We start from the raw sequence: 12,990 nt of genomic DNA on the forward strand, positions 1-12,990 counted from the left end.
CCCGACACGCTTACGCGTTTCAGAACAAGGAGGTTTTCATGGAAAGACCCTTGAAGATCACGTTCCTGGATGTGCCCCCGTCGACCGCCCTGGAAGAGCATATTCGGAGCAAGGCCGAGAAGCTGGAGCAGTTCCATCCTCACCTGGTGGGCTGCCAGGTGTACGTGGAGCTGGACGCCAAGCACCGCCACCAGGGGCGCTTGTTCAGCGTGCGCCTGGAGCTCAAGGTGCCGGGGGACCTGCTGGTGGTCACCCGCCATGCGGCCGAGGACGTTTATGTGGCGCTGCGGGACGCTTTCGATGCCGCCCGGCGGCAACTGGAATCCCACGCCCGCCGCATCCGGGGCGAGGTCAAAGCCCACGAGCCCGAAGGCTCGGGCCACGTGGCGCGGCTGTTTCCCGACGGCTACGGGTTCATCGAAGCGGACGACGGGCGGGAGCTTTACTTCCATCGGGAGAACGTGGTGAACGTGGACTTCGACCGGCTGAAGGTGGGCGCGCCGGTGCGCTTCCTGGCCGAGCCGGCGAAGGAGGGCTGGCAAGCCAAGCGGGTGAGCGCCCGTTGACCCCGCATTCCCGCCGCTTGATCGGCGATGCTCTTGACCCTATTAACTCGCTCGTTAAGGAGAAATTCATGATGCCAGTACGCCCGGCGGCCGTGGCGGGCACCTTCTATCCCAGCGATGCGCCGACGCTTTCCCGCGCGGTGGACACCTTGCTGGCGGATGCGGACCGGCGTGTCCCGCGGGAGGAATCGGGCCCGTTCCCCAAGGCGCTGATCGTTCCCCATGCGGGTTACATCTATTCCGGGCCGGTGGCCGCTTCCGCTTACGCCCGGCTGCGGGAAGGCCGCGACCGGGTGAAACGGGTCGTCCTGCTGGGTCCCTGCCACCGGGTGCCGGTGCGGGGACTTGCCCTCCCCGGGGCGGAACGTTTCGCCACCCCGTTGGGGACGGTGGAAGTGGACGCGGCGGCCCGAACGCTTTTGCAGCGCTTTCCTCAGGTGGTGGAGAGCCCCGAAGCCCACGCCTCGGAACATTCCCTGGAGGTGCAGCTCCCGTTCCTCCAGACCGTGTTCGGCGCCTTCACCCTGGTGCCCCTGGCGGTGGGTGCGGCTTCCGCCGAGGAGGTGGCGGAAGTGTTGGAGGCGATCTGGGGCGGACCGGAGACCCTGATCGTGGTAAGTTCGGACCTTTCCCACTACTTGCCCTACGAGGTAGCCCGCCAGGTGGATTCGGCCACCGCCCGGGCCATCCTGGCCTTGCGGCACGACATCGACCACGAACAGGCCTGCGGAGCGACCCCGGTGGACGGCCTGCTCCTGGCCGCCAGGCGGCGGGGCCTCAAAGCCCGGCTCCTGGACTTGCGCAACTCGGGGGACACGGCGGGAGACCGGGCACGGGTGGTGGGGTATGGCGCTTTCGCTTTCACCGAACCCCAACATGCCCAGTGAGCTGGGAGCGCTGCTCCTCAAGCTCGCCCGGGGCGCCATCGCCGAGCGCCTGGGGTTTCCCGTCGAGCTTCCGGGAAGGGTGGATGCCTTGGCCGAGCCGGGTGCCACCTTCGTGACCCTCCTACGGGAGGGCAGCCTGCGGGGCTGCGTGGGCAGCCTGGAGCCGCTGCGGCCCCTGTTCGAGGACGTGCGAGAAAACGCCCTGGGGGCGGCGTTCCGCGATCCCCGCTTCCCTCCTCTGGCGCGGGAGGAATTCCACAACACCCGGATGGAGGTCTCCCTGCTCTCGCCCCTGGAACCCCTCGCCGCCGCCTCCCAGGACGAGCTGCTTGCCTTGTTGCGCCCCGGCGTGGACGGGCTAGTGTTCCAGTACGGGCGCCACCGCAGCACCTTCCTGCCCCAGGTGTGGGAGAGTCTGCCCGAGCCCCTGGATTTCTTCGAGCACCTGAAGCGCAAGGCCGGACTTCCCTTCGGCTTCTGGGCACAAGGGGTGAACGTCTGGCGCTACACGGTATCCAAATGGAAAGAAAGGGAAGAGCAAGCGTTATGAGCGACACCTCGTACCCGGGACGTTACTGGCATGCCTTGCCCGACGGCCGCATCCAGTGCGACCTGTGCCCGCGGGACTGCAAGCTCCACGAAGGGCAACGGGGGGCGTGCTTCGTGCGGCAGAACGTGGGCGGCCGCATGGTCCTCACCACCTACGGCCGCTCCTCCGGCTTCTGCATCGACCCCATTGAGAAGAAGCCCCTCAACCATTTCTACCCCGGCTCCTCGGTGCTCTCCTTCGGCACCGCGGGCTGCAATCTGGCGTGCAAGTTTTGCCAGAACTGGGACATCAGCAAGTCCCGGGACATGGACCGGCTGATGGACCAGGCTTCCCCGGAGGACATCGCCCGGGCCGCCGAGCGGGTGGGGGCGAAGAGCGTGGCCTTCACCTACAACGACCCGGTGATCTTCGCCGAGTACGCTATGGACGTAGCGGACGCCTGCCACGCCCGGGGTATCAAGACGGTGGCGGTGACCGCGGGCTACATGCACGACGCGCCACGGCGAGAGTTCTACGCCAAGATGGACGCCGCCAACGTGGACCTGAAGGGATTCACGGAGAACTTCTACTTCACCCTGTGCGGGGGGCACCTGCAGCCGGTGCTGGACACGCTGGTTTATCTCAGGCACGAAACCAGCGTCTGGTTCGAGATCACCACCCTCCTTATCCCGGGCAAGAACGACTCCGACGAAGAGGTGCGGGCGCTCTCGGCTTGGGTAATGAAAGAGCTGGGACCGGACGTGCCGCTGCACTTCACCGCCTTCCATCCCGACTTCAAGATGATGGACGTGCCGCCCACGCCGCCCGAGACGCTCGCCCGCGCCCGCCGGATCGCCATGGACGAGGGGCTGCATTACGTCTACACCGGCAACGTATTCGATGTGGAAGGCGGCACCACCTACTGTCCGGGCTGCGGCTCGGCCCTCATCGTGCGGGACTGGCACCGCATCCTCGCCTACAGGCTCAAGCCCAACGGGTCCTGTCCCAAGTGCGGCACCGCCATCCCCGGGCGGTTCGAAGCGTTCGCGGGTCAGTTCGGCCGGCGGCGCATCCCGGTGACGATTCGCCCGACCCACTACGCCTGACGGGGCCGCCACCCGTTCCGGGTAGCCGCTGCGCAACAAACATCCGCTGGCACCGATCCTGCTATCCGTTCCGTGGGAAGGCCCCATAGGAACGAATAGCCATGGAACTGTGTTGCAAACTCGCCCATCTCCGCCTAGGGTGCCCCGCGCCCTGCTTCCGTGGGGCGGGACCGGTGCCGTTTCGCCGACAGGGCCGACAACGCCCCCCCATCCCGTCCGCCCCTTCCGCGAGGCGTAGGAGATGAGCTACGCCGTCCCCATGCTGCTCGCGGCCGCGGGCGGGCTGGTGCTGGCCTTGTGGTGGGCGTCGCGGCACACCGAGGCCCGGTTCGAACAGGAGCGCCGCAGCCGCTGGCTGGGGGCGCGCAGCCGCGGATGGTTCTACCAGGAAGACGTCCCCCATCCGGGGGACTTCAAGATCCGGGGCGAGCGGGACGGCATCGAGTGGGAATTCGTCTGTCTCGGAGAGACGGCCGGCGGCGCCGGCCTGTGCCCCGGCGCTCGGGCCTGGTGGTCCACCACCGCCGTGCGCGCCGAGGCGCCCGCCTTATGCATCGCGGGACGCCGGCTCTACCGCCTGCGGGCTTCCACCTCCTGCGCCGCCTTCGGGCGCATGCTGGGGTGGTTGGGGAGCGGAGACGACAATCCAGCCCTAAGGGTCCGACGGGACTTTCTCGCCCGCCATGCCGAGCTCGCCGCGGGAAGCCCCCGCTTTAGCCGCCGCTTTGCCGTGGTTTCCCCGGCCGCCGGTCCCTCGCCGTTGGACGACGCCCTAGAGCGGCTTTTCCTGGAATGGCCCCCTGACCCGGACGGGCATTTCCTCCCGGAACGCCACCTGGAAGTGTGGATGGACGGAACGGGCTTGCGCCTGGAGGCTTCCGTGCCCGTCGCCAGCCTGCCCGCCATCGAGCACATGGTACGGCTGGGCACCGCCCTCGCCCAGGCGCTGCGGCCTCGCGACACGGGCGCTGGGGCACGCCGGAGGGCGTAACGGCTAAGAAAAACCCTGCCCCGTCCCGGCCAGCGCCTCGATCACCTCCTGGTCGTCCACCTGGGGGAAGTGCTCGTAGAACTGGCCCACCGCGTAGAAGTTCCACGGCTGCTCGAGGCACACCAGCTCGTCGCAATAGGGGCGCACTCGCTCCACCGTCTCCGGCGGCGCCACCGGCACCGCGCACACCAGCCGCTCCGGACCCCGCCGGCGCAAGGCGGTGAGGGCGGCGATCATAGTAGCGCCGGTGGCCAGGCCGTCGTCCACCACGATCACCACCCGTCCTTGGGGATCGATGGGGGGGCGCACCGGCGTGTACCGGGCCCGGCGCTCCCGGATGAGGGCGAGCTGGCGGGCCTTCTCCCGCTCGATGTACTCGGGGGTAGCGCCCACGCGGGCGGCCTGGTCGGCGACGAAGGCCGAGCCCGTCTCGTCCACGGCGCCGATGGCGAACTCCGGATTGCCCGGCGCAGGGAGCTTGCGCACCAGCACCACGTCCAGCTCGCCCCCCAAGGCGTCGGCGATCATGCGCCCCATGGGGACCGCGCCCCGGGGCACCGCCAGCACCAGGGGGTTCCTGCCCTGGTAGGCGGCGAGCTTGCGCGCCAGCAGGCACGCGGCTTCCGCCCGATCCTTGAACACGTGAACCTTCTCTTCAGCGGGACGAATGGGCCTTCGCCTCGACGTATAATAACGCGCTTCCCATGCCTCTTAGGTGCTCTTGACACCCCCTTGGCCGTCTCTTTCGCTTCCGAACCCGTGCTTTCTTTCGGGCCCCTGGTGAAGGCGCCGGCGCCGGGCCAGCGGCCGGCCTACACCGGGCTTGCCGGCTCCGCCGATGCCCTCGCCTTGGCCCAGCTCGCCGCCCCGGGAAGGCTGCTGCTGGTGGTGACCGCCGACGCCCGGGACGCCCAGCGCCTCACGGAGGAAATCCCCTTCTTCCGTCCCGAGCTGCGCACTCACCTGCTGCCCGACTGGGAAACCCTGCCCTACGACAGCTTCTCCCCCCACCAGGACCTGGTGTCGGAGCGGCTCGCCACCCTCTACCACATGAGCCAGCGGGAGTGCGAGGTGGTGGTGGCACCGGTCACCACCGCCCTCTACCGGCTGGCGCCGGTGGAGTACGTGGCGGCCCACACCTTCTTCCTCCAGCAGGGCCAGCGTCTGGATCTGGAGCGGCTGCGGGCCCAGCTCACCCTGGCCGGCTATACCCACGTGACCAAGGTGCTCTCCCCCGGCGAGTACTGCGTCCGCGGGGGGCTGATCGATCTTTTCCCCATGGGCAGCCCCGTACCTTACCGTCTGGACCTGCTGGACGACGAGCTGGAGTCGATCCGTACCTTCGACGTGGACACCCAGCGCAGCATCTACCCGGTCAGGCAGGTGCGGCTGTTGCCGGCGCGGGAGTTTCCCCTCACCGAAGAGGCGCAACTGCGCTTCCGCGCCAGGTTCCGGGAGACCTTCGAGGGCGATCCCTCCCGCAGCCGGCTCTACAAGGACGTGGGCCAGGGCATCGCGCCGCCCGGGATAGAGTATTACCTGCCCTTATTCTTCGACCGGGTCGCCACCCTGTTCGACTACCTCCCCCCGGACACCACGGTGGTGCTGCGGGGAGACGTGGGCGGGGCGATCGAGGCCTTCTGGCGCGATACCGAAGCCCGCTACCGATTATTGCGCGGCGACCGGGATCGGCCCCTGCTCCCGCCGCAGACCCTGTTCCTCACCGGGGAGGCGTTCTTCACCGGCTTGGCCCCTTTCCCGCGCCTGGAGCTTTTCTCCGAAGCCGAAGCCACGGGCGTCTCGGAGAAGCGGCTCGCCGCCTGCGCCACCGCCTCGCTGCCGGACGTGGCGGTGGACCGACGGGCCCAGGATCCGCTGCACCGCCTGAAGCGCTTCCTCGCTGAATTCCCGGGCCGCATGCTGGTACTGGCGGAGACCTCCGGCCGCCGCGAGGTGCTCGCCGGCTACTTCGCGGAGCACGGGCTGCGGCTTCCTCACTGCGACGGCTACGGCGATTTCCTGCGGCGGGACGAGCGCTGCCTCCTTGCGGTCGGCCCCCTGGTCCAGGGGTTCGTGCTGACCGAAGCGGGGCTCGCCCTCCTCACCGAAGCGGATCTCTACGCCGACCATGTGCGGGCGCGGGAGCGGGAGACCCGGCACCAGGTGGCGGTGGACGCGGTCCTGCGGGACCTGTCGGAGGTCAAGGCGGGCGACCCGGTGGTGCACGAGAACCACGGCGTCGGCCGCTTCCAGGGACTGGTAACCCTGGACCTGGGAGAAGGCGCCGCGGAGTTCCTGCTCCTCGAATACGAAGGCGGCGACAAGCTCTACGTGCCGGTGGCCCACCTCCATCTCATCGCCCGCTATACCGGCGGCCCGCCCGAGGCGGCGCCCCTGCACAAGCTGGGCAGCGGCCAGTGGGACAAGGCCAAGCGCAAGGCGATGCAGAAAGTGCGCGACACCGCGGCGGAGCTGCTCGACTTGTACGCCCGGCGGGCCGCGCGGGTCGGCCACGCCTTTGGGCTGCGGCCCCACGACTACGAGGCCTTCGCCGACGCCTTCGGCTTCGAGGAAACCCCCGACCAGGCTCGGGCCATCCGCGAGGTTATCGACGACCTCACCCGCGGACGGCCCATGGACCGCCTGGTATGCGGCGACGTGGGCTTCGGCAAGACGGAAGTGGCCCTGCGGGCGGCGTTCGTGGCGGTCATGGACGGAAGACAGGTGGCCGTTCTGGTCCCCACCACCCTGCTGGCCGAGCAGCACTACCACAACTTCTCCGACCGCTTCGGGGAATGGCCGGTGAAGGTGGCGGAGCTCACCCGCTTCCGCTCGGAAAAGGAGCAAGCCGAGGTACTGCAGGGAATCGCCGAGGGCCGCGTGGATATCGTGATCGGCACCCACCGGCTGCTGCAGAAGGACGTGAAGTTCAAGAACCTGGGCCTCGTCATCATCGACGAGGAACACCGTTTCGGCGTGCGCCAGAAGGAGCGGCTCAAGCAGTTGCGGGCCGAGGTGGACGTGCTGACCCTCACCGCCACCCCGATCCCCCGCACCCTGGCCATGGCCCTAGAGGGCCTGCGGGACTTCTCGGTGATCGCCACCGCCCCGGAGCGGCGGCTCGCCATCAAGACCTTCGTCGCCCGGATCGAAGACGGGATCGTGCGGGAGGCGGTGCTGCGAGAAATGAAGCGCGGCGGCCAGGTGTATTTCCTGCACAACCAGATCGAGACCATCGAGGCCATGCACGAGCGCCTGGCCCGACTCCTGCCGGAGGCGCGCATCCGCGTGGCCCACGGCCAGATGCGGGAGCGGGAGCTGGAGCGGGTGATGCGGGACTTCTACCAGCAGCGCTTCAACCTGCTCCTGTGCACCACCATCATCGAGAGCGGCATCGACGTGCCCTCGGCCAATACCATCCTCATCAACCACGCGGAGCGCTTCGGCCTCGCCCAGTTGCACCAGTTGCGGGGCCGGGTGGGCCGCTCCCATCACCAGGCCTACGCCTACCTGCTGGTGCCGGACGAGGCCGCCCTCAAGGGCAATGCCCGCAAGCGTCTGGAAGCGATCCAGATGATGGAGCACCTGGGCGCCGGCTTCTATCTGGCCATGCACGACCTGGAGATCCGCGGCGCCGGGGAGGTGCTGGGCGAAGCCCAGAGCGGCGAGATGCAGGAGGTGGGCTTTTCCCTCTACACTCGGATGCTGGAGCAGGCGGTGCGCTCCCTCAAGGCGGGGCGCGAGCCCGACCTGGAGGAACCCCTCTCCGTCGCCACCGAGATCAATTTGCACGCGCCGGCCCTGCTGCCCGAGATCTATTGCAATGACGTGCACGAGCGGCTGGTGCTCTACAAGCGGCTCGCCCACTGCGAGACGCTGGAGGAGATCGCGGACATGCAGGCCGAGCTGGTGGACCGCTTCGGCCCCTTGCCGGAGGCGGCGCGGGCGCTGCTCCTCACCCACCGGCTGCGCGTCCTCGCCCGCCCCTTGGGCGTGGCGCGTATCGACGCCGCGGCCGACGGCGTGAAGCTCCACTTCGTGCCCAATCCCCCCGTGGACGGGGCGCGCATCATCCGGCTCGTTCAGGCGCGGCGCGAGTACCGCCTGAGCGGCCCCCAGACCCTCAAGGTGGAGGCGAAGCTCCCCGACCTGGCCGCCCGGGCGGGCCGGGTGGAGGCCCTGCTCAAGGAGCTGGCGTGACGGAACACCTGATCGTCCAGGGCGAGGACGTGGAAACCCGCGCCCTCAAGGCGCTGGCGAAGATGACCGGCGCCGCCGCCATCGAGCAGGTGGCGCCCCAGGTATTCCGGTTGCGCCGTGCCCGGCGGGTGGAGGAGGTGGGCGCCTATTGCGACGCGGCCCGGCTCGACTGGGGCTACGTGCCCGAGGGGCAGCGGCTCGCCGGCTTCGGCCTTCTCGCGGTGGACATGGACTCCACCCTGATCGCCATCGAGTGCATCGACGAGCTGGCGGACATCGCCGGGGTGAAGGGCGAGGTGGCCCGGATCACCGCCGCCGCCATGGGCGGGGAGCTGGACTACGCGGAGAGCCTGCGCCGCCGGGTGGCGCTCCTCGCGGGGCTTCCCGCCAGCGCCCTGGAACGGGTCTACGCCGAGCGGCTCAAGCTCAACCCGGGCGCTGAGCGGCTGCTGCGGGAAGTCAAGCGGGCGGGGCTCAAGACCATGCTGGTTTCGGGTGGCTTCACTTTTTTCACCGAGCGGCTGAAGGCCCGGCTCGGCTTCGACTACGCGGCGGCCAACGCGCTGGAGATCGCCGGCGGGCGCTTGACCGGCCGGGTCCTGGGGGAGATTGTGGACGCGGAGGGCAAGGCAAGCCAGCTCCGCCGCACCCGGGACGCCCTGGGGCTCTCCCGTACCCAGGCGATCGCGGTGGGGGACGGGGCGAACGACCTCAAGATGTTGCGAGAGGCGGGAGTAAGCGTCGCCTACCGGGCCAAGCCTGTGGTGCGCAAGGAAGCCACCTACGTGATCAACCACGTGGGGCTGGACGGCATCCTGCACCTGTTCGCATGACCCCCGCACCCTGCGGGCGGCACAAAATTTGCACTGCGTTGGTTAGAATGGGGCTGCAGTAAAAACGCACTTGCCGATAACTAAGCAGAGCGCGCCCTCGTGGGGAGCGGGAAGGGGAGGCGTCCATGCTGTTCATCTTGTACTACATCCTAGCGATCGCCGTGATCGTCGCCCATTACACCGGGTTTCTCGCCCGCCATAACCTGGAATGGCTGGTGTGGGTGATCGCCGCCACCGTCATTCCCGCCATCCTCTACCTCTAGGGGCCCGTCTTGGTCGGTATTTCACCGCTGCCAGGGCAGCCGGTCCAGGTCCACGTTGCCGCCGGAGACGACGATGCCCACTCGGCGGCCGGCCGCCTGCAGCCGCCCTTCCAGGATCGCCGCCAGGGGCACAGCGCTGGAAGGCTCGATCACGATCTTCATGAGCTCCCAGGTCTTGCGCATGGCCTCCACGATGGCCGCTTCCGACGTGGTGACGATCTCGTCCACGTGGGCCCGGATGAGGGGAAAGGTAAGGGTGCCGAGGCTCGTGCGCAGCCCGTCGGCCACCGTGACCGGGTCGGGCATGGGCTGCAGCTCCCCGGTCACGAACGAGCGGTAAGCGTCGTCCGCCCCCGCTGGCTCCGCCCCGATCACCCGGATACGGGGCTCCCGAGCCTTGGCGGCGATGGCGCTGCCCGACAGCAGCCCGCCGCCCCCCACCGGGGTGATCAGGAGTTCTAGATCCTTCACTTCCTCGAGAAATTCCAGCGCTGCCGTACCCTGCCCGGCCACCACCCGGTAATCGTTGTAAGGGTGCACGAGCCGGGCTCCCGTTTCTGCCACGACCTGGGCACAGGTCTTCTCCCGGGCGGCCAGGGTGGGTTCGCAAAACACGATCCGGCCCCCGTAGGCCGCCACTGCCTCCTTTTTGACCCGAGGGGCGTTGCTGGGCATGACGATGTAGGCCGGGATGCCCCGCCGTGCCGCCGCCATGGCGAGGGCCGCCGCGTGGTTGCCCGAGGAATGGGTCACCACCCCCCTGGCCGCCTCCTCCCCCGAGAGGGAAAACACGGCGTTGCAGGCGCCGCGGGCTTTGAAGGCGCCCACCTTCTGGAAGTTCTCGCACTTGAAGAAAAGCCGGGCCCCGGCCAGGCGGTCCAGGGTAGCGCAGGTAAGCACGGGCGTGGAATGGATATAGGGCCGGATGCGGGCGTGGGCCTCGCGGATGGCGGAAAGGTCGGGCGGGCGGTCCATGGGGCAGTTCTCCTAGGCGACGCCGGCCAGGAAGTCCCTCAGGATGCGGTTGAAGACCACTGTCTGCTCCAGGTTGCACAGGTGGGAGGCCTGGGGAATGACGGCCAGCCGGGACCCCGGAATCGCCTCGTGGATCGCCCGGGCCATGGCAACCGGCGTGCCGGGATCTTCCTCTCCCACGATCACCAGGGTGGGGCAGCGGATCTCCTGGAGGCGCGTGCGGGTGTCGATCCTGGGAATGGCATGGCAGCAGCCAATGTAGCCCTCCACGGGGGTGGCGCGGATCATGGCCGCGACGCGCTTCATCATGTCCGGACGCTGGGCCCGGAACGCGGGGGTGAACCAGCGAGCAAGGGTCGGCTCCACCATGGCCTCCATGCCCTTCTCCCGCACCGTACGGATGCGCTCTTCCCACGCAGGACGGGCGTCGGGCGGATAGTAGCTCGTGGTGTCGCACAGCACTAAGCTCGCGAGCCGCTCGGGATAGCCCAGAGCGAACACCTGGCCGACCATGCCCCCGAGGGAGATGCCGACGAAGTGCACGCGCTCGATCCCTAGGGCGTCCATGAGCGCGACCAAATCGTCGGCCAGAAGCTCCAGGGTATAGGGCGCCGGTGGGGCCGACGTCTTGCCATGGCCGCGGGTATCGTAGCGCAGCACCCGGTAGCGGTCGCGAAACGCGACCGCCTGCTCGTACCACATGCCCAGGTGGCAGGCCAGGCTATGGCTGAACACGAGCCACGGTCCCTCCCCTTCCACCTCGTAGTTGATGTCGATGCCGTTCGCTTGGACCATCATAGTGTTTTCTCCCGATCTACACTGTCGCCACTACCAGGGGCACCCACATTTCGTCCGCGCTCACGCCGCCGTGCATGCCGATGTTGCTGTAGCGTTTCTCCCCCGGCAGCCAGTCCTTGATGGCGTAATTCTCCCGCATCACCAGGGTGTAGTCGCCGATGCGCTCCATGAGCCGGGGATGCCTCGGGCCATCGCCGAACCAGCCCCGGGCCACCAGCTCGGCGCTGGGGTAGGCGTCGGCGCGGCCCGCGAGGCGGGTGGCCACGTAAGCCTCGAAGTCCTCCTCCCGGCCGGGCTTTACGTAGCAGTAGGCCGCCCGGGGCTCGCCACATAGGGGCCGGCGCAGCATCGCGGCCAGCGCCGGGTGATCCGCCAGATCGATGCGCCCCTCGGGGGGCACGTCGACGAAGCCGTGGTCCGCCGTCAGCACCACGGTGGTGTCGGTGCCGGCGAGCCGCTCCAGGAAACCGGCGAAAGCCTGGTCGATCCGGTGGGCGAGCTCCCGGCACGGGGCGCTCCCCACCCCGGCTCGGTGGGCCACCGTGTCCAGATCCGGGAGATAGGCGTAGACTAGCTTGGGATGGGCGCTCGCCGCCACCGCAGCGGCGGTTTCGGCGAAGAACTGTTCCAGGGTCCCGTAGGCCCGCCGCTGGGCGCCCCGGCAATGCCACCGGTTGTACTCCGAGTCCAGGATGGAAAGGGGCGTCACCACCCAGGCCTCCCGGTCGAGACGTCCGAAGACCGGCGGCTCGGTGAACACCGCCTCAGGCCCGATCCCCAGAGCGCTCAGCGCCGCGCCGCCCTCCCGCCGGCGGAAGGGCAAGACCGCCGTCACCCCGCCCGCCTCCTCCAGGTCCACGAACCATCCAGTCAACCCGTGCTGCAGGGGCGCCACCCCGGTGTGGAAGGTGGTGACGGCGGTGGCCGTGGTGGAGGGAAACACCGAGGTCATCCCCCCGCGCAGGTGGCGCCGCAGGGTAACCATTTCCCCCTGCCGCAGCAGGAGGTTCAAGCCTAATCCGTCGATCACCATCAGCACCAGGTGACGGGTGCCCGCCAGGGCTTCCACCGCAAGCCCCTGGAGGGGCGGGTAGCCGGTGTCGGGGCCGCCGCAAGCCGCCACCACAGAGGCCATCAGGTTCACCAGCCCCCCGCCCCGGTAGTCCGGCTCGGCCACCACCCCTGCCCCCGGCAGCGCTGCGATTTCCCGCCAGCCTTCTTTATTCATGTGGTTTATCAAAAACTTACTATGTGCACCGGGCGCCGGGAGCGAGCCTCATGTCTCCCTCTTGAAACCGGCGCGTTCGTCCCCATGTAGCCGCACGACAGCGCCGATACGGATGATCGCTGTCTGCGCAAAAACCCATGAATCAGAGGAGATTTATCTATGAAGATTCGTCCGCTGCACGACCGGGTGATTGTGAAGCGCGTCGAAGAAGAACGTAAGACCGCTTCCGGCATCGTAATCCCCGATACCGCCGCGGAGAAGCCCGATCAGGGCGAGGTGATCGCGGTGGGCACGGGCAAGGTGCTGGAAGACGGGAAGGTCGTTCCGCTGCAAGTCAAGGTCGGCGATCGGGTGCTCTTCGGCAAGTATTCGGGGACCACAGTGAAGGTGAAAGGGGAAGAGCTCCTCGTGATGCGGGAAGACGACATCATGGGGATCCTCGAAGCCGCTTGATCCTTTGAAGCGTTCAATGAGTGTGGAGAAGGACCATGGCAGCCAAAGAAGTCAAGTTCCATGAAGCCGCTCGCCATCGCATCGTCGCTGGCGTGAACATTCTCGCCGATGCCGTCAAGGTCACGCTGGGGCCCAAGGGCCGCAACGTGGTGATCGAGCGC

Annotated in this window: 13 protein-coding genes; 9 read left to right on the forward strand and 4 right to left on the reverse strand. The window is 68.4% G+C overall.

Annotated features, from left to right (window positions below):
* Positions 1 to 38: 38 nt before the first annotated feature.
* The 5 genes from ACUVYZ_RS09830 to ACUVYZ_RS09850 all read left to right on the forward strand — a co-directional run bounded on the left by ACUVYZ_RS09830 (position 39) and on the right by ACUVYZ_RS09850 (position 4,079).
* Positions 39 to 566, forward strand: coding sequence for an HPF/RaiA family ribosome-associated protein (locus tag ACUVYZ_RS09830; protein WP_439934104.1), 528 nt, complete (start codon positions 39 to 41; stop codon positions 564 to 566).
* Between the two features lie 68 nt (positions 567 to 634).
* Positions 635 to 1,453: an AmmeMemoRadiSam system protein B gene (amrB, locus tag ACUVYZ_RS09835; RefSeq protein ID WP_439934105.1), complete on the forward strand. Its 819-nt coding sequence runs from the start codon at positions 635 to 637 to the stop codon at positions 1,451 to 1,453.
* Positions 1,443 to 2,003, forward strand: a complete 561-nt coding sequence (amrA, locus tag ACUVYZ_RS09840; RefSeq protein WP_439934106.1) for an AmmeMemoRadiSam system protein A — start codon at positions 1,443 to 1,445, stop codon at positions 2,001 to 2,003. Before amrB ends, amrA begins: the two co-directional genes overlap by 11 nt.
* Entirely contained in the window at positions 2,000 to 3,088 is a 1,089-nt protein-coding gene (gene amrS, locus ACUVYZ_RS09845) for an AmmeMemoRadiSam system radical SAM enzyme (RefSeq protein WP_439934107.1), read from the forward strand. Before amrA ends, amrS begins: the two co-directional genes overlap by 4 nt.
* A gap of 241 nt (positions 3,089 to 3,329) precedes the next feature.
* Positions 3,330 to 4,079: a hypothetical protein gene (locus tag ACUVYZ_RS09850; RefSeq protein WP_439934108.1), complete on the forward strand. Its 750-nt coding sequence runs from the start codon at positions 3,330 to 3,332 to the stop codon at positions 4,077 to 4,079.
* A 3-nt stretch (positions 4,080 to 4,082) separates the two neighbouring features.
* On the opposite strand, the gene ACUVYZ_RS09855 is transcribed toward ACUVYZ_RS09850, so the two are convergent.
* Positions 4,083 to 4,721: a phosphoribosyltransferase gene (locus ACUVYZ_RS09855; RefSeq protein ID WP_439934109.1), complete on the reverse strand. Its 639-nt coding sequence runs from the start codon at positions 4,719 to 4,721 to the stop codon at positions 4,083 to 4,085.
* A 90-nt stretch (positions 4,722 to 4,811) separates the two neighbouring features.
* Here ACUVYZ_RS09855 and mfd point away from each other — a divergent pair, with 90 nt between their 5' ends.
* The 3 genes from mfd to ACUVYZ_RS09870 all read left to right on the forward strand — a co-directional run bounded on the left by mfd (position 4,812) and on the right by ACUVYZ_RS09870 (position 9,375).
* The gene (gene mfd, locus ACUVYZ_RS09860; protein ID WP_446033058.1) at positions 4,812 to 8,279 is read left to right on the forward strand and encodes a transcription-repair coupling factor; all 3,468 of its coding nucleotides are present in this window, start codon (positions 4,812 to 4,814) and stop codon (positions 8,277 to 8,279) included.
* Positions 8,276 to 9,112: a phosphoserine phosphatase SerB gene (gene serB / locus ACUVYZ_RS09865; protein WP_439934111.1), complete on the forward strand. Its 837-nt coding sequence runs from the start codon at positions 8,276 to 8,278 to the stop codon at positions 9,110 to 9,112. The genes mfd and serB overlap by 4 nt, the downstream gene beginning before the upstream one ends.
* Positions 9,113 to 9,237: 125 nt before the next feature.
* Positions 9,238 to 9,375, forward strand: coding sequence for a hypothetical protein (locus tag ACUVYZ_RS09870; RefSeq protein WP_439934112.1), 138 nt, complete (start codon positions 9,238 to 9,240; stop codon positions 9,373 to 9,375).
* A 21-nt stretch (positions 9,376 to 9,396) separates the two neighbouring features.
* Here the strand turns inward: ACUVYZ_RS09870 and ACUVYZ_RS09875 are convergent, their stop codons facing one another.
* Genes ACUVYZ_RS09875 through ACUVYZ_RS09885 form a run of 3 tightly spaced genes read right to left on the reverse strand, consistent with a single transcriptional unit; the run spans position 9,397 to position 12,376 of the window.
* Positions 9,397 to 10,350 (reverse strand): pyridoxal-phosphate dependent enzyme, encoded by a 954-nt coding sequence (locus ACUVYZ_RS09875; RefSeq protein WP_439934113.1) that lies wholly within the window; start codon positions 10,348 to 10,350, stop codon positions 9,397 to 9,399.
* Positions 10,351 to 10,362: 12 nt separating this feature from the next.
* Positions 10,363 to 11,148, reverse strand: a complete 786-nt coding sequence (gene pcaD, locus ACUVYZ_RS09880) for a 3-oxoadipate enol-lactonase (RefSeq protein WP_439934114.1) — start codon at positions 11,146 to 11,148, stop codon at positions 10,363 to 10,365.
* Positions 11,149 to 11,164: 16 nt separating this feature from the next.
* Positions 11,165 to 12,376, reverse strand: coding sequence for an alkaline phosphatase family protein (locus ACUVYZ_RS09885; RefSeq protein WP_439934115.1), 1,212 nt, complete (start codon positions 12,374 to 12,376; stop codon positions 11,165 to 11,167).
* A 159-nt stretch (positions 12,377 to 12,535) separates the two neighbouring features.
* Between ACUVYZ_RS09885 and groES the strand changes: the two genes are divergently transcribed.
* On the forward strand, positions 12,536 to 12,829 hold the full coding sequence (gene groES / locus ACUVYZ_RS09890; protein ID WP_439934116.1) for a co-chaperone GroES: 294 nt from the start codon (positions 12,536 to 12,538) through the stop codon (positions 12,827 to 12,829).
* Positions 12,830 to 12,990: the final 161 nt, after the last annotated feature.

The sequence above is a fragment of the Pelomicrobium sp. P1 genome (assembly GCF_052805615.1).